This is a genomic window from Achromobacter spanius, from assembly GCF_029637605.1.
Lineage (GTDB): Bacteria > Pseudomonadota > Gammaproteobacteria > Burkholderiales > Burkholderiaceae_B > Achromobacter > Achromobacter spanius_E.
The window spans coordinates 98,377-116,009 of record NZ_CP121261.1; the positions used below are offsets into that span (position 1 = coordinate 98,377).

Genomic DNA, 17,633 nt, shown 5'->3' on the forward strand with positions numbered 1-17,633 from the left:
TGATCATGCAACGTTTTATGCCCATCCTGGTCGGCCTGCTTATCGTGCTGGCTGCCCTGTCGTCCACCGTCTTCGTCGTGCGCGAGCGCGACTACGCCCTTGTGTTCTCGCTGGGTGAAGTGCGCAAGACCATCAATGAGCCCGGCCTGTACTTCAAGGCGCCCCCGCCGTTTCAGAACGTGGTGACGCTCGACAAGCGCATTCTTACCATCGAAACCAACGAAGCCGAACGCATCCAGACTTCCGAAAAGAAGAACCTGCTGATCGACTCCTACGTGAAGTGGCGTATTGCGGATCCCCGTCAATACTACGTTTCGACGGGGGGCAATGAGCGCGTGGCGCAAGAGCGCCTGCAAGCGCTGATCCGCGACGCCTTGAACGCTTCGGTCAACGTGCGCACGGTGCGCGACGTGGTCTCGACTGAACGCGACAAGATCATGGCCGAGATCCTGGCCAACGTGGCCAAGCGCGCCGAGCCTTTGGGCGTGCAGATCGTCGATGTGCGCTTGCGCCGCATTGAATTCGCGCCGGAAATTTCGGAATCGGTGTACCGCCGCATGGAGGCGGAGCGTACTCGCGTCGCCAACGAGCTGCGCTCCATCGGTGCCGCCGAAGGCGAAAAGATTCGCGCCGAAGCGGATCGTCAGCGCGAAGTGATCGTGGCCCAGGCTTATGCCAAGGCTCAGGGCATCATGGGTGAAGGCGACGCCGCCGCCGCCTCGATCTATGCGCAAGCCTACGGCAAGAATCCGCAGTTCTACACGTACTACAAGAGCCTGGAAGCCTACCGCGCTTCGTTCTCGAAGCCGGGCGACGTGCTGGTCGTCGACCCCAGCTCCAGCTTCTTCCAGTTCATGAAGGACCCAACTGGCGAAGCTTTGGCACCGGTCACCGTGCCCGCCAAGTAAGTCGGCTGCGTATCGCGGAACGAAAAGCCCCTTGGAAATCCAAGGGGCTTTTTCTTGATACCCAGCCAGGCCAGGGGCCACACAAGGGAATAAGGGGACGGTTTGGCGGCGCCTGAATCCCGGCTGGCGCTGCCCGCTGACTCATGTACAATACCGCGTAAGCTAGAAAACATTCCGCAGCGGCTGAGCGGGCTTACGCCCCCTCAGCCGCTTTTTCGTTTGGGCGACGCCCACGCATCACTTGGCGTTATTCAGGTAAACATTCATGGGTAACTGGTTGCTGCCCGAGAGCCTTGCCGACGTACTTCCGGCAGAGGCCCGGCGCATCGAGGAATTGCGTCGCGAACTTCTCGATTTGTACCGTACTTACGGCTTCGAGCTGGTCGCGCCGCCCCTGGTCGAATACATCGATTCATTGCTGTCCGGTACCGGTAGCGATCTGGATCTGCGCACTTGCAAGCTGGTTGATCAGCTGACTGGGCGCACTCTGGGTGTTCGGGCCGACATGACTCCTCAGGTCACGCGCATTGATGCGCACTTGTTGAACCGCGCAGGCGTGACCCGCCTGTGCTATTGCGGCAACGTGCTGCACGCTCGCCCGGCTGATCTGCTGTCCAGTCGTGAGCTGTTGCAGATCGGCGCCGAGATCTACGGTCATGCGGGTTTTGAAGCCGATCTGGAAATCATCCAGCTTGTGTTGGAAACCGTGGCGATCGCCGGGGTGCGCAACCCCCGTCTGGACTTGTGCCATCCGGGTGTGGTTCGCGCCATCGTCGAGTCGGATCCGGCTGCCGTGGCGTTGGCGGAAGACGTTATCCGTTTGCTGCGCGATAAGGACGTGCCGGGGTTGGGTGAGCTGGCCTCGCGCGCACCGGGCATGCGTGAAGAGACGCTTAAGGCACTGACCTTGCTGCCGAATTTGTACGGCGGTCCGGAGGTGTTGAAAAACGCGCGCCGAGAATTGCCGTTGTTGCCGGGTGTGGCGTCGGCATTGGACGCGCTGCAAGCGCTGGTGGACGCGATGCCTAACGTGGCGTTCGGAGTCGATCTGGCCGATGTGGGTGGTTATGGCTACCACTCGGGCGTGAAGTTCGCGCTGTATGCGGAAGGCTGGCACGATGCGCTGGTCAGTGGCGGCCGCTACGACGACGTCAGTCGTGCATTCGGTCGGGCTCGTCCCGCGACTGGTTTCAGTCTGGATTTACGCAAACTGGCGGCAGGTTTGCCGCCAGCGGAACGGGCGCGTGCGGTTCGCGCGCCTTGGGGGCAAGCCCCCGCCTTGACCGAGGCGGTTCGCCGTCTGCGCCGGTCAGGGGAAATTGTCGTTCAGGTATTGCCCGGTCACGAGCAGGATCAGGACGAATTCGTTTGCGATCGCGAGCTGGCGCTGCAAGATGGCGCCTGGACGGTCAGAACGCTGTGACTAACTCCCTCTTGGAAACGAGAGGGCCGCGGGGAGATTTCCGGATTTCCCGAGAAACTCGATATTGATTCGTAACATGAGCAAGAACGTAGTCGTAATCGGCACCCAATGGGGTGACGAGGGCAAGGGCAAGATCGTCGACTGGCTGGCGGAATCCGTCCAGGGCGTGGTTCGCTTTCAGGGCGGTCACAACGCCGGCCATACGCTGTGGATCAACGGCAAGAAGACGATTCTGCGCCTGATCCCGTCGGGCATCATGCATCCTGGTGTCACCTGCTTTATTGGCAATGGCGTCGTGCTGTCCCCGGAAGCTCTGCTCAAGGAAATCGAAGAGCTGGAAGCGGCGGGTCTGGACGTGCGTTCGCGCCTGCAGATTTCTGAAATCTGCCCGCTGATCCTGCCTTATCACGTGGCCATCGACAAAGCGCGCGAAGCGCGCAAGGGCGAGGGCAAGATCGGCACGACCGGTCGCGGCATCGGCCCGGCGTACGAAGACAAGGTCGCTCGTCGCGCACTGCGCGTACAGGACTTGTTCAACCCGTCGCTGTTTGACGAGAAGCTTGCTGAAGTGCTGGACTACCACAACTTCGTGCTGACCAAGTACTTGGGCGCCGAAGCGGTGTCGGCCAACGAGGTGCGAGATCAGGCCATGGCGCTGGCTCCGGCCATTGCGCCGATGGTCAAGGACGTGTCCAGCAACCTGTACGCGATGCAGCAGGAAGGCAAGCGCATTCTTTTCGAAGGTGCGCAGGGCGCTTTGCTGGACGTCGATCACGGCACGTACCCCTTCGTCACCAGCAGCAATTGCGTGGCGGGTGCCGCGTCCGCTGGTGCTGGCGTAGGCCCGCAGCAACTGGACTACGTGTTGGGTATCACCAAGGCGTACACCACCCGCGTCGGTTCGGGCCCGTTCCCCACGGAACTGGTTGACGAGATCGGTACCCGCCTGGCCACCATCGGCAAGGAATTCGGTTCGGTCACGGGCCGTCCGCGTCGCTGCGGCTGGTTTGATGGCGCGGCGCTGAAGCGTTCGGTCCGTCTGAATGGCATTTCCGGCCTGTGCATCACCAAGCTGGACGTGTTGGACGGTCTGGAAACGATTCAACTTGGCGTTGGCTACCGTGTGAACGGCGAATTCCGCGACGTGCTGCCTTATGGCGCGCACGCCGTTGCGCAAGCGCAACCGGTCCTGGAAGAGCTGCCGGGTTGGTCGGAATCCACCGTCGGCATTACCGAGTACGACAAGCTGCCGGCCGCGGCGCGTCGTTACCTGGAGCGCGTTGCTGAAGTTTGCGGCGTGCCAATTGACCTGGTGTCGACGGGGCCTGACCGTAACGAAACCATTGTCCTGCGTCATCCCCTGAAGGGCTGATCGGGTTAATATTCCAAAGGCCGCCGCCGGTCTCATACCGGCGGCGGCCTTTTCGTATCTTTAAGCAGGAGATGCTTACCTATGAGCACGCCGACCAATGATGAAAGCCATCTGTGGGTGACGTGGGACGATTACAACCGGTTGATCGAGCGCCTTACCTTGCAGGTGCACCAATCGGGATGGAAGTTCGACAAGATTCTGTGTCTGGCGCGCGGCGGCATGCGCGTCGGCGATGTTATGTCCCGTATTTTTGACGTGCCGCTGGGCATCCTGGCGACCAGCAGCTATCGCGAGGCCGCGGGCACGAAGCAGGGCGACATGGATATCGCCCAGTTCATCACGATTACGCGCGGCACCTTGTCCGGGCGCGTGTTGCTGGTTGACGACATGGTCGATACCGGGAAAACCTTTAACAAGGTTTACGACCACTTGAAGCGCCAGTTCGCGGACATTACCGAACTGCGTAGCGCGGTGTTGTGGTGGAAGGGGCATTCCCAGGCCACCCCCGACTATTACGTCGAAAAGCTGCCGACGAATCCTTGGATTCACCAGCCGTTCGAAGATTACGACAGCCTGCGTCCGCATCAGTTGGAAGCCTGGATCCGCAAGGGCCATACGAGCTGATCTGTTGCGAACTTCCCAGGAGGGTGGGTTTGTACGCGCCCGGTGTCCCTCCTAGTAGTCAAAGCGGCGTTGACCATGCTAGAATCGCTGGTTATCGCTAAACCGAACTTGGCTTGTTACTCTTTGGGTAGTCTTTGGGTAACGGAAACAGCCAGCGGAAATCCGAGAAATAAGCAAGAACGAGTAGAAGTGGGTGCGCATCGGTGTTGTTCAAGCAGCGCTGCATGTTTCCCACTTAGTCGTTTTTCAGGAACTCGGGTTGCGCTTTCAAGGTTCCACGTTCCGCGGTTATCGCGGACCTGGACCCGCGCAGCGTTGCTGGTAAGCAAGCCAGGTTTGTCATCAACTTTTGTTACCCTACAAGCAGGCCAATCACTTTATGCCTATCGTTCGACTGAAGGAAAACGAACCGTTTGAAGCCGCTCTGCGCCGCTTCAAGCGCACCATCGAAAAGACCGGTTTGCTCACCGAGCTGCGTTCGCGCGAGTTCTATGAGAAGCCCACGGCTGAGCGCAAGCGCAAGCACGCCGCCGCCGTGAAGCGCCACTACAAGCGCATCCGTAGCCAACAACTGCCCCCGCGCCTGTATTGATTTTTGATTCCCGAATCTATTGATTCCAGAATCATTCATCCAGGATCTACTCGCCCGAGTCGACGTCGTCGACGTAGTCGGGCGATATGTGCAGTTGCGAAAGGGTGGGGCCAACTTGCTTGGCCTGTGCCCCTTTCATAACGAAAAAAGTCCGTCATTCACTGTCAGCCCCACCAAGCAGTTCTATCACTGCTTCGGCTGTGGAGCACACGGCAGCGCCATCACTTTCCTGATGGAACATACGGGCACCAGTTTCCCCGAAGCCGTGCGTACGCTCGCGGCTTCGGCGGGAATGACGGTCCCCGAAGAAAATCGCAGTCCACGCCAGCAGCAGGAATCCGCGCGTCGCAAGGCCGAGGAGTCCCGCCACACACAGGTGCTGGATGCCGCTCAGGCGCATTATCTGAAGCAGTTGCGGGCATCGCCCGTCGCGATCCGCTACCTGAAGCAGCGTGGCCTGACCGGGGAAATCGCGGCACATTTCGGCTTGGGGTGGTCGGGCACCGACCGTCACGGGCTGTCGCAGGTTTTTCCCAATTACGAAGATCCCACGCTGGTTGAGTCAGGGCTGGTCATCGAGTCCGAAGACGGTCGCCGCTATGACCGTTTTCGCGAGCGCGTCATGTTTCCGATCCGCAATGTGAGGGGTAGCCTCATCGGATTTGGCGGGCGCATCATCGGCAAGGGCGAGCCTAAATACCTGAATTCCCCCGAAACACCGCTGTTCTCCAAGGGCCACGAGCTATACGGCCTGTGGGAGGCGCGCCAAGCCATCCGCCAGGAAGGCCAAGTGATCGTGGTCGAAGGCTACATGGATGTGGTGGGGCTGGCGCAGCAGGGCATCGCCAACGCTGTCGCGACGCTGGGTACGGCGACTACCCCGGACCATGTGAAAAAGCTGCTCCGCGCAAGCGACAAGGTCATCTTCAGTTTTGACGGGGACGGAGCGGGTCGCCGCGCCGCCTGGCGAGCATTGCAGGCTTGCCTGCCGGTGCTGCGTGACGATATCGCAATACGCTTTTTGTTTTTGCCGTCGGAACACGACCCCGATTCTTACGTCCGCGAATTAGGCGCCGAAGCGTTTCGCGCCTGTTTGAGCGATGCGGTGGCGCTGTCGCGCTTCCTGCTGGATGAATTGGCCTCGCGTCATAACATGTCCGAAGCGGAAGGGCGTGCCAGTTGCCTGCATGAAGCCAAGCCTTTGTTGGCGACGATTCCAGAGTGCGCGTTGCGCGTTCAGATCGAGCGCGAAATGGCCAAGCTGGTGCAACTGACGCCCGAAGAAATGGCGCAGATTCTGGCCCAGCAGCCCGCCAAGCCTTTTGCGCCAGCCGGGTCCAAACTCCCGTCTGGCGAAGGGGCCAGCGCAGCGGGCGCCTCCGGCTCGGACCATGATGGCGGTCACCCGGACATGGGTTACGACTTTGCCGGCCATGATTTCCAGGACATTCCCGCTGATGAGCCTGACTATGCCGATTACGGGCATATCCCGTCGCAAGGCGCGGAGATGCACGGCGGTGGTGGTCAGAGGGCGGGGGGAAAGTCCGAATGGAAAAGCAAAAGCGACTGGAAGGGCAAGAGCGACTGGAAGGGCGGCAAGGGTAACTGGAAGGGGCGCCGTGACAATGACGTCGGCGGCTTCGAAGGGCGCCGCACGATGCCGTCGCTGGCCAAGCGTTTGTTGGGTCTTTTGCTTGCCCATCCTGAATTAGTGGACTCCATGGGTGATCAGCAGCTTGAAGTCATCGACCATGGTCCCCATCTAGGTTTGGTAAGAGACCTGATCATGCTGGCCCAATCCAGTGGTGCGCGCCATGTGGGCGCCTTGCTGGAAGCGGCTGAGCCGGACTCGGACTTGGCGACCGTATTGAAAGGCTTGCGCGCGGATATCCTGTCGCAGGAAGATCTGCCCGACCCGCAGACCGAGTGGGATGACGCCTTGCGGCGTATTGAATTCGATTCAGCCAAGCTGGAAATGGCCAAGTTGGCCTCGACCGGGCTGTCGACTGACGAAGCGCGCAAACGCTACGTGGAGCTATCCGGCAGACTAGCCGTTCTGAAGGGTGCCGGGATACGTTAAATGCGCTAAAATCAAAGGTTGTCCGCTGGCAGGTATGAGTGCCCGGTGGAGCAGTCTGACGGAATCAAATCCAGATATCGCGATCTAATTCTGAAGTGCTGTAGTTGAAACGCAGTTGTAGAAAGAGCAAGCAAGAAAGTAGCCAGTAGGAAGCTGCAAAGCAGTAGGAAGCAGCGAGGTAGTAGGAAACAGCAAAAGAAGCAGCAAAGAAGCAGCATTTAGAAAAAATCAGTAGAAAGTGAAGCATCGGTGCTGGAAGAAGGGCACTAGAAAAGAGTACGTAGGAATTGAAATTCGGCCGTAGGGCTTCAGGCCCGGCAGTCGAGTTTGTTACATCATTAAATTATTATGGCCAATGGCTGATAGCCAAAGGCTGAGCGGTGAATCAGGCAGTTCAACGGCGAGCATTTTTGCGTAGCGTTAGTGGTCTGGGTGCTGTGTCTACATAGCTGCTAGGGGCAATGACCCCATAAGCAAGCAAAGCCTATTTATAGGCAGGCAGCCCCCCCCAACGCCCGGAATCCGTCGCGGAATGAGGTTATGCACGTAAAGCGTCCCAACGGTATTGCACCGCCACGTCGCTAAACGGGTTCGAAAGAACTGGCGCTGCGAACAACGCAGCCGCGTGATCTTCGCCGATTTATCTGTTTTACCCGTAGCTGCGTCGCGCTAGGCCACCGTCTGGCGTGGTGCTTGCGCGGTGCAACATGCCCAAACGGGTTGCGACGACCACGGAAGCGACTATGACCAAATCCACCGGCAAATCCTCCTCTGCAATTGATGCGGCTGAAATCAAGGCCCCCGCGGCCAAGCGCGCCGTAAGCATGGCGGCGGAAAAAGCGCCCGCCAAGACGGCGGTGAAGGTCGCCAAGCCTGCTGCCAAGACGGCTGCCAAGAAGGCAACCAAGACGGCTGCGGCTGACAAGCCCGAGAAAGTGACGAAGGCTCGCGCCAAGAAGGCTGAGGACAAGCTCGCCGACTTGGTCGGCGGTAGCGCCCCGCGCTCGGGCCCGGTCCCGAGCGGCCGCCGCCCTGGCCGTCCCGCCAAGAACGCCAACAATGATTCCGACGGTTTCGACGACACGATGGACGGCGAAGGCGAAGTCTTGCCCGATCTGAAGCCGCCCAAGCGTGGTGGCAAGCGCGGCAAGGCTGATCCCAAGGATCTGATCGCCCGCGGTCCCGTCACGCCGGAAGAGTACGAAGCGCGCCGCAATCGCCTGAAGCAGTTGATCAAGCTGGGCAAGGACCGCGGCTACCTGACGTACGGCGAAATCAACGACCATCTGCCTGACGACCTGGTGGATGCCGAAGCCATTGACGGCATCATCAGCACATTCAGCGACATGGGTATCGCGGTCTACGACCAGGCACCCGACGCCGAAACGCTGCTGATGAGCGAGAACGCACCGGTTGCGTCCAACGACGACGACGTCGAAGACGAAGCCGAAGCCGCGCTCACCACCGTGGATTCCGACTTTGGCCGCACCACCGACCCCGTGCGTATGTACATGCGCGAAATGGGTTCGGTCGAGCTGCTGACTCGTGAAGGCGAAATCGAAATCGCCAAGCGCATCGAAGATGGCTTGAAGCACATGGTCATGGCCATTTCGGCCTGCCCGACCACGATCAACGAGATCCTTGCCCACATTCTGCGCGTGCGCGAAGGCCAGGCCCAGATCGACGAAGTCGTTGATGGCCTGGTTGATCCGGAAGACGGCGAAGAATACGCCGGCGCCGGTGTCACCGCAGACGAAGACGAAGGCGACGACGGCCCCGCCGGCGGCATGTCCAGCAAGCAGCTGGAAGACCTGCGCGTGAAGGCGCTGGCCAAGTTCGACGAAGTGGGCAAGCAATTCGACAAGATGCGCTTGTCGTACGAGAAGGACGGCTACAAGTCAGACATCTACGTGCGCGCCCAGGAATCCATCCAGAACGAACTGATGGGTATCCGCTTCACCGCCAAGATGGTCGAGAAGCTGGCTGACACGCTGCGCAGCCAAGTGGAAGAAGTGCGCCAGCTTGAACGCGCCGTCCTGCACACGTGTGTGGACCGTGCCGGCATGCCGCGCTTGCACTTCATCAAGGTCTTCCCCGGCAACGAAACCAATCTGCAATGGGTGGTGGACGAAGTCGCCGCTGGCCATCCTTACGCCGAGACGCTGGAACGCCAGATTCCCGCCGTTCAGGAGTTGCAGCAGAAGTTGATTGACCTGCAAACGCGTGTCGTACTGCCGCTGAAGGACTTGAAGGACGTCAACAAGCGCATGGCCACTGGCGAAGCCAAGGCTCGCAAGGCCAAGCGCGAAATGACCGAGGCCAACCTGCGTCTGGTGATCTCGATTGCCAAGAAGTACACGAACCGCGGCCTGCAGTTCCTGGATCTGATCCAGGAAGGCAACATTGGTTTGATGAAGGCCGTGGACAAGTTCGAATACCGTCGCGGCTACAAGTTCTCCACGTACGCCACGTGGTGGATTCGTCAGGCCATCACGCGTTCCATCGCCGACCAGGCGCGCACCATCCGTATCCCGGTTCACATGATCGAAACGATCAACAAGATGAACCGGATCAGCCGTCAGATTCTGCAGGAAACCGGCGCCGAGCCGGATCCCGCAACCCTGGCGCAGAAGATGGACATGCCCGAGGACAAGATCCGCAAGATCCTGAAGATCGCCAAGGAACCGATCTCGATGGAAACGCCGATTGGTGACGACGATGACTCGCACCTGGGTGATTTCATTGAAGATACGTCGACCCTGGCTCCTTCGGATGCGGCCTTGCATGGTTCCATGCGTGATGTGGTCAAGGAAGTGCTAGACTCTCTCACCCCGCGTGAAGCCAAGGTTCTGCGTATGCGTTTCGGCATCGAAATGAGCACCGACCAGACCCTGGAAGAAGTGGGCAAGCAGTTCGACGTCACCCGCGAGCGCATTCGCCAAATAGAGGCTAAAGCGCTGCGCAAGCTGCGTCACCCCAGCCGGGCCGATAAGCTGAAGAGCTTCCTGGAAGGGCAGTAATCATTTCCTGGGCCTCTAGCTCATGCCTGGTTAGAGCAGCGGACTCATAATCCGTTGGTGCCGAGTTCGACTCTCGGGGGCCTACCAAGAAAATCCTGAGAAATCAGGTACGACACAGCCGCCAGCAATGGCGGCTGTGTCGTTTCTGGCGTCTACAGTGTCCAAAACATGACGGTCCTGGCATGGTTGGTAACGTGCGTCTAAGCCAAGTGGCATACTTCCGGACCGTCCCGATTCGCTCCTGGCCTTGCTGTATTACCGACGTATAAGGCGCGGATCTCGAGGATAAATTTTTCCTCTGCCAACGCGGAACCGTATGCAACCCCTCGCCCTGCTAATGCGTTTTTACTATGCCGTGCTCGATCCCGTGATCGTGCGACGGCGTCAGGCTGCGCGCTTGCGCCAATGGGGGAGTCACCCGTGCCCACGGCCCTGAGCCTGGAAGGGGCGCGGGCGCAAGGACCTGGTGCGACGCAGGCGTTGGTGCGCATGCAGCGCGTGGCACAACGCTACGATATGCAAGGCATTGGCCGGGGCGCCACGCCGATGATGCTGGATTTACATGCCTGCCGCGATGTCCAGGGTTTGGATCGCCTGCTACGCAGCCGCTCTTCGCGCAACTTGTCCAAGATTCGCCGCGCCGAACGCATCGGCTATCGCGTGCGTCCCTTTGCGCTAGCGAACCACATCCATGATGTGCACGCCATTAAAACGTCGATGGCCGTACGTAGCGGTGGCCCCGTGCTAGCACGCTGGCTGTTACGGCCTGAGCATATCGGCCAGCAGGCCGAGCATGCGCAGCCCTGGCAGGTTCCCGCCTGCGATACGCATTGGACACTGTGGTGGGGCGTCTTCATTGATAGCCCTGGCCATCGCAACGGGCCACTTGAAACCCCAGAGCGTCTGGTGGCCTATACCAAGCTCGCGCGCAGCGGCGAATTGGTTCACTACCTGGACCTGATGGGGCACCGCGATCATCTGGCTGACGGCATCATGCTGCTAATGCACGTGCACATTGCACAATGGCTGCTGCACGCTGACTCGCCACCGGCCCGTGGTGCGCGCGCCATCTGGTATGGGGCGCTGGAGCATGGAGGAGAAGGCCTGCTTACCTGGAAGCGGCGCGCGGGCTTCGCCCCCGTGCGAGCCCGCTTGCAGGCTTGACCTCGCGTACACGAGCGCCGGAGACAGTCGGCATTGTCAGGTCATGCTGCCGTCGAGCAGGGCGATACGCGGTTTAGCTAATAGAAAGACAGATTATCCGTGGATGGCCGCAAGCCGATTTGTTCTTGCAGCGCAACTTCAGCACAGTATGCGCGGATCATCGCCAGACAAATTTCTTTGTCTGCGAGCGAGAGTGCTCTGAATTGCTCGAGCGGGAAATTGGGGATAGGCCAGTCGTTCATGCATCGCACTCTACCAAGTGAACTGACCTTTGCGGCGCATACCGGCCCAATCTAGGACCAATTGACTCTCCTATCTGCAGCCCGCCATGGGCACGCCCTGGCGGCTATCGGGGCGCCATTCCCTTTCTAAGCTTGTCCGGCGCTTCCAGCAGGGAAGAGGTGATTCCTTCACGTTCTTGCACACAGGGTTCGTCGCGCAGGTTCTTCATGAAGTCGTCGTAAAGCTCGCCCGTGACCCCTGCAGGCCGCTTGAAGTCGCTGGACAACTGATACGCGCGTAACAACACCGAGCGCATCCGCTTGACCTCCCAGAGCAGCGAGATCACATCGGAGTTCCAGGGCTGGCGTTCGCGGATGGTGCGAAGGTCGTCAAGGGTGAGGGGGGCTTTGAACGTCATGGCGGAATATACTGTTTGTATATCCAGTATATTCCATCAAAAACGGGGACGTTCCTCACTATCGCAACAAGAGTCCTGCGACGATGCGGACACGAGAGGATTTGGCCGTCTTGATATGCCGAATGCCCGGTAATTCGACGCGCCAATGGAAGAGCGCCCCAGCTCAAGATGAGTCTGAGGCGCTCCTGCCCGGCTTCGCACGCGATGGGTGTCAGACAGCCCGGCAACTCAAATCTACTGCTGCGAAAACCCATCGGCAATAGGGAAAACCCCAGAAAATTAAAGGGTTACAAGAATCTTGAGTGGGGTCCGTCCACGAACTGCATGAGCCCTTCGCCGCCGCCGGCGCGAAGGGCTTTTTCTTGTTGGGCCCTCACGTCCTTACGCACGTCAAGGCTACGAGATCTTTTTGCCCACCTCGGCTTCCGCGAATTGTGACGGCCAGGTGCCAAGCCGACACTGACGCTTCATTCAACGCAGCGGAGAACAGAAATGTGGAGCAGTCGAAAACGGCAATTGGGCCAAGGTATGACGGAATACATCGTTGTCGTGGCGCTGGTAGCGGTGGCGGCCATTGCCGTCTACCAGTATTTCGGTCAGGTGGTGCGCTCACAAACCGCCGCCATGGCTCGCGAGCTTGCAGGGGAAGATGGCGGCACGCAGACGCGCGCGGCACAGCAGGCGGCTCAGAAGGCAGCCGCTCAGGCCAAGGCACGGTCCCTCAAGTCCTTTACCGGCAATGCCTCGGATGCGAAGTGATGACGCAGATGCGCATGCCTCCCAGCCTTCAGCAAGGGCAGGCATTGGTGCTGGGCATGCTGATCGTGTCGGTTGCGGCGGCATCCCTGGTTGTGCTCTACAACCTGGGGCAAACGGCGGAAGGCCGGATGCGCTTGACCCATGCGGCGGATGCGGCCGCATACAGCGGCGCGCTTGAGCAGGCACGTACGCTCAATGCCCTTGCCTATGTGAACCGTACGCAGATTGCGCATCAAGTCGCCATGGCGCATTTGGTCACCTTGGCGGCCGCCGCACAGTACGGCCGCACCATGCAGGCCCAACGTACCCGGGGTAACCCGCCAGCAGGCTTGATCGCCATGCTGTTTGGCCCGGATATGGGGCTTGCTTATCGGGCAGGGCAGGCGTTGCCCGAGGCCGAGCCGCGGTTGGCAAACGCGTTTGCGCAACATGACCATGTTGTGCATCGGGTATTGGAAGCGGCGGCGGCATCGGCCATGGCGGGGCTGTCGGCCTCGCGCGATCGCATCATGCGCAAAGTCCTGGAAGCCAACATGGCTGATCCAGACCCGGATCAGGGTTTGGATTCGGATACGGGATCAGGTTCGGCTTTTGGGAAGTCGCCACGTGCGCGGGGTCTTACCTTGCATCTGCTGTCGGATGCGTGGCCCGGGTTCGCTCAGCGCCAGGTCGCTACGCGCGGCGTGGGGTTGCGGCCAGCAGTGGAACAGGCGGCCGACCGCTATGGATATCTGCAAAGGCGCAACGCCACACGCCGCAATCCCTGGCCGGTCAGCAAGCGGTGTCCGTTGAAGCGGCATGAGTTGCGCCGCCGCGGTTCGACATGGCTTGGGCCCGATGGGCGTTGGGGCGCCTTGGACACGCAGTCCTTTCATGCGCTGCGGTCCAATCGATGGATCGGCTGCTATTACCGGGAATACGCAATGGGCTGGGGAACGGCGCAAGGCCAGAAGTCCAGGGCGCCAGATGGCTTGGACTACGTGGACGAGCCGCCCGCGGACTTTTCCCAAGAGGACTTTTGGCGCTGGGTGGAGCACTCCACCGCGTGGGACATCTTCAGCGGCGTGACCAACCCCATGGCGAATTCCTATGCGATGGCGTCTGCGCAGCGTTGGCCGGGCAAAGGCTTGCCGGCTTACCGCGAAGTCAAGGCGTCGCGCGTGCGCGCGAGGCTGCGTTTTGCCGTGCGCGTGCGTTTGTCCGGTTCCGTGCTGAAGACCACCGATGCGGACAGCGTATTGGCGTCGCCGACGGGCATCTTTCGCTATGCCGCCCTGGGGCAGTCCGGCGGGATCACCGTGACCAGCGCCGCCGAAACGTATTTCTTGCGGCCAGAGCAACGTGCGGATCGCCGTGAAGAACTGGCCACCTTGTTTCGACCCTATTGGCAGGCACGTCTATCCGCAGTCACACCCCAAGAAGCCTTGCTGTCCCGGAGGACGCCATGACGCAAAGGTGTTTGTATTCCAGTCTTCCGGCGAGGCAACAGGGGCAGGCAATCGTTGAGGCCCTGCTGATGCTGCCGCTGATGGCTGTGTTGGTTTGGGCGGTGACCTGGGCCGGCGGGCTGCAGTTTTCGGCGCAACAGTTGTCGCAGGCTAGCCGCAAGACAGCGATGTCCGGCGCACTGGGGCAGCCTGTGGCGCCAGCACATTCCATGGCAGCTACCGGACAGCGCCAACGGGTTCTTGAGCTGCCCGGCTTTGCGCCTTCGAACATGTCTGTATTGCAAGACGAATGGTTTGGCGTGGGCCTGCGCCTGCTGTCGGTGTATGCGCGCTCGATGCCCTCGCAGGCGGGGCGAGCGCCGATCATTGCGCGCCACGCGCATGTGGCGATGGGCGCCGGTCATGCACACGGAGATGCCGACGCGCACCGCCGGATTGGCAATGCACCGACTGCATGGCGTCAGGTTGAACGCGTGTCGCTTGCGCAGGCGCGACGAGTCGGGCCCGCCACACGGCGCATGGACGGCCCCTGGCGGCGGCCGGCACTACAGACTGATTGGCTATCGGCATGGGCGGATGTGGTGCCGCCTGACCGGTTGGGAACACGTAAAGGACGAAAGCCATGAATGCGCACTCAATGACTTCGATTCGCCGGACAAGGCCTGTCGTCGTCCGCCTGATTCGCCCCTTGGTGTTGACGATAGGGGTCGCGAGTGTGACGGGACCCTGCGTCGCGCAGCCCTCGCAGTCCGCAACGACGGCTCCGGCATTCTTGAGCCGACTGCGCTTGCCCGAAGGATCCACCCATGCCTTGCTGGCCGACCGCGTGTGGCTTCATGGCTATCCGGCACAAGTGCTGGTGTTCGACGCACCGGTGGATACCCGTGCGGTGGTCCGCGCGTTGGCGGATCAGCAGCCGGGCTTGTCCGATCTGAATGTGTTGCCGGGTCATCTCATCCTGTCTGGCTGGATCGACGACCAGCAATGGGTGGTGCAACTGCAAAGTGCAGGTCCCAGCCGGACCGTCGGCACGGTCTCCTCGCTGCGCATGATGGCCCCGCCAAACCCCGTGGCGCCCGCCTGGCTGCCAGTGGGTGCACGGCTACGCCTTGATTTTGCGGTGATGGAGGCGGGCGTCAAAGTGTGGGAGCGCATTTGGCAGCACGGCTTGCCGCCTACTCGGCTGGCGCCCTTGCTACAAGCGGCCCTGTTGCGCGACGGGTGGCGCCTTGAAGCAGAGGACGGCGCCTTGCATTCATGGACGCGCGCGAATCAACGCATGCAGGTGTCGTTGGTGCCGTTGGATGCGGGTAGCGGCCTGCGGGTCAGAAGGTGGGCGCCATGAAGGCTGTACTGATGCATGGCGTGTCCCGGCTACGCCGCGCAGGCGTGTATGGCTTGGCGTTGTTGGCCGGGCTGTTGTCGGCATGGGCGGTGCGCGAGCACGTGCAGCAACGGGTAGAGGCATTGGAAGCCGAGGCCCGCACACCGGTTGTCGAGCGTCTGGTTGCCGCCTATGACCTTGCCGCGGGTACGCGGCTGGAAGAGGCTGACGTGGCGGTGCGCGAAATTCCGGCGCAGTGGGCATCTTCCGCCAGCCTGGACCCGCTGGCATTGAACAACTTGCTTGGCGGCACCCTGGTGGCGGATGTGGCCCACGGTGAACCGCTGCTGAAGTCACATCTGACTTTCTCCATGCCGACCCCCGCTCTGGCATCCCGATTGCGCGCGGGTCAGCGGGCGCTGACTGTCGCCGCGGCTGACCTTGGCGGGCTGGCCGATATGCTGCATGCGGGAGATCTTATCGATATCTACGTGACCTTTCCCCATCGCCAAAAAGAACTCACCGTGCCTTTGCTGCAGGGCATGCGCGTGCTGACGGTTGGCGCCGGGGCCGATGAGGACGAGGCGGCAACCGGTGCCGGCGGCATTACGCTTGCCGCTGATCCGGACCAAGCCATGAAATTCGTCGCTGCCAGGCAGGCTGGCTCGTTGACGGCCATGCTGCGACATCGCGACGATGAGGCGGCCGTTGCCGAATCCACGCAGACGGATCTGGCCTCGCTCATCGGATTGGCGCCCGAACCCGCGCCCGCGCCAGGCGTTGCGATCTTGTACGGGGACCGCATGCAGGTCCAATCGCCTGTTCCTTCAGACGCCGCCGCAATGGCGGGCATTGCTTCGGAGCGGCCATGAGACGCCTCGCATTCATCCTGGGCGTCATCACGCTTGCCCTGACGTCCGCAGCGGCCAACGCCACCTCAGCCACCTCCGCCGCCTCAAACGAGCCGCAAGCGCTGGAGTTGCAGGTGGGTGAAACCCGGGTGCTGCCGCACCCCGGAGTGAAAAGAGTGGCCATTGGAAATGGACAGGTCTTGAGCGCTGTTGCGACCGAGGGCCGGGAGGTCGTGATATTTGCCCGCGCCGAAGGGGTGTCGTCGGTGCACGTGTGGACAGCCGGAGGCAAGCCGAAAGCCTATGACTTGCGCGTCGTTGCCGCTGGCGCACCACGTTTGCGGGCAGAGGTTGAGTCGCTGCTTGCCCGTATCCCCGGCGCGCGCAGCACCACGGTGGGAGGGCGTATCGTGATCGAAGGAGACGATTTGTCCGACGACGACCGGGCACGCATCGCCGCCTTGGCCGAACGTTACCCCGCCATCCTGGACTTCACCGGGCAAGTGGGATGGGATCGCATGGTGCTGCTTGATGTGCAGGTTGTCGAGATTCCCACATCGCGTATGCGCGAGTTCGGCCTGCGCTGGGATGGAGTGACCCAAGGCGGTGCCAATGCCGGCATGGCCTGGGACGCCGGCTCGCGGGGGCGCATGACCCGACCCGGCGAATCCATCATCGAGACCACCGGGCCGGTGCCGGCCGCCGCGGGGTATTTCGGGGTCAATGCTCTGCTGTCCGCTCGCATCGCCGCGCTGGCTCAAAGCGGTGAAGCCGTCATGCTGGCGCAGCCGCAACTGCTTGCGCGCAGCGGCGCCAGCGCCACGTTCCTGGCGGGCGGCGAGGTTCCCTACACGTCGACCGATTCGCGTGGCAATCCCACCACCTTGTTCAAACCGTATGGCGTGTCGCTCAACATTACGCCGCGCATCGATCGAAACGGTGTGATTCGGTCGTTGATCGAAGTCGAGGCCAGTTCTGTCGACACGTCGCTTAGTGTGGCGGGCGGCCCGGCTTTGCGGACGCGGCGGGCTTCCACCGAGTTCAACGTCAGATCGGGCAATACGCTGGTCATTGGGGGATTCTTGTCGCGAGAACAAGGCCAGGAAATCAATGGACTGCCCTGGTTGCAGAACATCCCCATTCTTGGGGCCTTGTTCTCGTCGAGGCGGTTTCAGCAGCGCGAAACCGAACTGGCCATTTTTGTGACGCCCAAGATCGTGTCGCAAAGCGAGCCCGCAATGCAGGATCGGGTGCGGCGCGGACGTGGGGTGTTGGAGACGGCGTTTCCAGAGCCGCCACGCCTGGGAACCGCAACGCCCGTGACCGCCGAAGCTTGGGATCCCTATGCAGGCGCAGGCTCGCAATGGGTCGCCCGCGATGATTCCCCGCCGACGCCACAGCGAGAGTGATGAAATGCTCGATATCGAA

The 17,633-nt window shown here is 61.1% G+C and carries 15 protein-coding genes and 1 tRNA gene; 15 read left to right on the top strand and 1 reads right to left on the bottom strand.

Features of this window, described 5'->3' with window-relative positions:
* Window positions 1–5: 5 nt before the first annotated feature.
* The 9 genes from hflC to P8T11_RS00480 all read left to right on the top strand — a co-directional run bounded on the left by hflC (window position 6) and on the right by P8T11_RS00480 (window position 11,183).
* The gene (gene hflC, locus P8T11_RS00440; RefSeq protein ID WP_268078825.1) at window positions 6–908 is read left to right on the top strand and encodes a protease modulator HflC; all 903 of its coding nucleotides are present in this window, start codon (window positions 6–8) and stop codon (window positions 906–908) included.
* A gap of 265 nt (window positions 909–1,173) precedes the next feature.
* Window positions 1,174–2,331: an ATP phosphoribosyltransferase regulatory subunit gene (locus P8T11_RS00445; protein ID WP_268078824.1), complete on the top strand. Its 1,158-nt coding sequence runs from the start codon at window positions 1,174–1,176 to the stop codon at window positions 2,329–2,331.
* Window positions 2,332–2,407: 76 nt separating this feature from the next.
* Window positions 2,408–3,703 (top strand): adenylosuccinate synthase, encoded by a 1,296-nt coding sequence (locus tag P8T11_RS00450; protein ID WP_050446295.1) that lies wholly within the window; start codon window positions 2,408–2,410, stop codon window positions 3,701–3,703.
* An 81-nt stretch (window positions 3,704–3,784) separates the two neighbouring features.
* Window positions 3,785–4,327 (top strand): phosphoribosyltransferase, encoded by a 543-nt coding sequence (locus P8T11_RS00455; RefSeq protein WP_100855090.1) that lies wholly within the window; start codon window positions 3,785–3,787, stop codon window positions 4,325–4,327.
* Window positions 4,328–4,706: 379 nt separating this feature from the next.
* Window positions 4,707–4,919, top strand: coding sequence for a 30S ribosomal protein S21 (gene rpsU, locus P8T11_RS00460; protein ID WP_006218592.1), 213 nt, complete (start codon window positions 4,707–4,709; stop codon window positions 4,917–4,919).
* Window positions 4,920–4,938: 19 nt separating this feature from the next.
* Window positions 4,939–6,999: a DNA primase gene (gene dnaG, locus P8T11_RS00465; protein ID WP_268078823.1), complete on the top strand. Its 2,061-nt coding sequence runs from the start codon at window positions 4,939–4,941 to the stop codon at window positions 6,997–6,999.
* Window positions 7,000–7,742: 743 nt separating this feature from the next.
* Window positions 7,743–10,019: an RNA polymerase sigma factor RpoD gene (gene rpoD / locus P8T11_RS00470; RefSeq protein WP_268078822.1), complete on the top strand. Its 2,277-nt coding sequence runs from the start codon at window positions 7,743–7,745 to the stop codon at window positions 10,017–10,019.
* Window positions 10,020–10,028: 9 nt separating this feature from the next.
* Window positions 10,029–10,106 (top strand) — tRNA-Ile (locus P8T11_RS00475).
* Window positions 10,107–10,439: 333 nt separating this feature from the next.
* Entirely contained in the window at window positions 10,440–11,183 is a 744-nt protein-coding gene (locus P8T11_RS00480; protein ID WP_268078821.1) for a hypothetical protein, read from the top strand.
* 346 nt (window positions 11,184–11,529) lie between these two features.
* Here the strand turns inward: P8T11_RS00480 and P8T11_RS00485 are convergent, their stop codons facing one another.
* The gene (locus tag P8T11_RS00485; RefSeq protein WP_268078820.1) at window positions 11,530–11,823 is read right to left on the bottom strand and encodes a hypothetical protein; all 294 of its coding nucleotides are present in this window, start codon (window positions 11,821–11,823) and stop codon (window positions 11,530–11,532) included.
* 492 nt (window positions 11,824–12,315) lie between these two features.
* Between P8T11_RS00485 and P8T11_RS00490 the strand changes: the two genes are divergently transcribed.
* The 6 genes from P8T11_RS00490 (at window position 12,316) to P8T11_RS00515 (ending at window position 17,614) form a co-directional block, all read left to right on the top strand.
* Window positions 12,316–12,582 (top strand): hypothetical protein, encoded by a 267-nt coding sequence (locus P8T11_RS00490; RefSeq protein WP_100855097.1) that lies wholly within the window; start codon window positions 12,316–12,318, stop codon window positions 12,580–12,582.
* Between the two features lie 14 nt (window positions 12,583–12,596).
* On the top strand, window positions 12,597–14,030 hold the full coding sequence (locus P8T11_RS00495; protein WP_268078819.1) for a hypothetical protein: 1,434 nt from the start codon (window positions 12,597–12,599) through the stop codon (window positions 14,028–14,030).
* Complete coding sequence (locus tag P8T11_RS00500) at window positions 14,027–14,656, top strand: TadE family protein (protein ID WP_268078818.1); 630 nt, start codon at window positions 14,027–14,029, stop codon at window positions 14,654–14,656. Before P8T11_RS00495 ends, P8T11_RS00500 begins: the two co-directional genes overlap by 4 nt.
* A gap of 161 nt (window positions 14,657–14,817) precedes the next feature.
* Complete coding sequence (locus P8T11_RS00505) at window positions 14,818–15,375, top strand: hypothetical protein (RefSeq protein ID WP_268078817.1); 558 nt, start codon at window positions 14,818–14,820, stop codon at window positions 15,373–15,375.
* Window positions 15,372–16,226 carry a Flp pilus assembly protein CpaB gene (gene cpaB / locus P8T11_RS00510; RefSeq protein ID WP_268078816.1) on the top strand — a complete coding sequence of 285 codons (855 nt, stop codon included), beginning with the start codon at window positions 15,372–15,374 and terminating at the stop codon, window positions 16,224–16,226. The genes P8T11_RS00505 and cpaB overlap by 4 nt, the downstream gene beginning before the upstream one ends.
* A complete protein-coding gene (locus P8T11_RS00515) occupies window positions 16,223–17,614 on the top strand; it encodes a type II and III secretion system protein family protein (protein WP_268078815.1) in 1,392 nt (463 codons plus the stop codon). Before cpaB ends, P8T11_RS00515 begins: the two co-directional genes overlap by 4 nt.
* Window positions 17,615–17,633 lie beyond the last annotated feature (19 nt).

Bases quoted from the DNA above. Each gene is read 5' to 3' on its own strand.
- P8T11_RS00500 (WP_268078818.1), top strand. From the start codon at position 14,027: ATGACGCAAAGGTGTTTGTATTCCAGTCTTCCGGCGAGGCAACAGGGG.
- rpoD (WP_268078822.1), top strand. From the start codon at position 7,743: ATGACCAAATCCACCGGCAAATCCTCCTCTGCAATTGATGCGGCTGAA.
- cpaB (WP_268078816.1), top strand. From the start codon at position 15,372: ATGAAGGCTGTACTGATGCATGGCGTGTCCCGGCTACGCCGCGCAGGC.
- P8T11_RS00450 (WP_050446295.1), top strand. From the start codon at position 2,408: ATGAGCAAGAACGTAGTCGTAATCGGCACCCAATGGGGTGACGAGGGC.
- P8T11_RS00515 (WP_268078815.1), top strand. From the start codon at position 16,223: ATGAGACGCCTCGCATTCATCCTGGGCGTCATCACGCTTGCCCTGACG.
- P8T11_RS00495 (WP_268078819.1), top strand. From the start codon at position 12,597: ATGCCTCCCAGCCTTCAGCAAGGGCAGGCATTGGTGCTGGGCATGCTG.
- P8T11_RS00490 (WP_100855097.1), top strand. From the start codon at position 12,316: ATGTGGAGCAGTCGAAAACGGCAATTGGGCCAAGGTATGACGGAATAC.
- hflC (WP_268078825.1), top strand. From the start codon at position 6: ATGCAACGTTTTATGCCCATCCTGGTCGGCCTGCTTATCGTGCTGGCT.
- P8T11_RS00455 (WP_100855090.1), top strand. From the start codon at position 3,785: ATGAGCACGCCGACCAATGATGAAAGCCATCTGTGGGTGACGTGGGAC.
- P8T11_RS00445 (WP_268078824.1), top strand. From the start codon at position 1,174: ATGGGTAACTGGTTGCTGCCCGAGAGCCTTGCCGACGTACTTCCGGCA.
- rpsU (WP_006218592.1), top strand. From the start codon at position 4,707: ATGCCTATCGTTCGACTGAAGGAAAACGAACCGTTTGAAGCCGCTCTG.
- P8T11_RS00485 (WP_268078820.1), bottom strand. From the start codon at position 11,823: ATGACGTTCAAAGCCCCCCTCACCCTTGACGACCTTCGCACCATCCGC.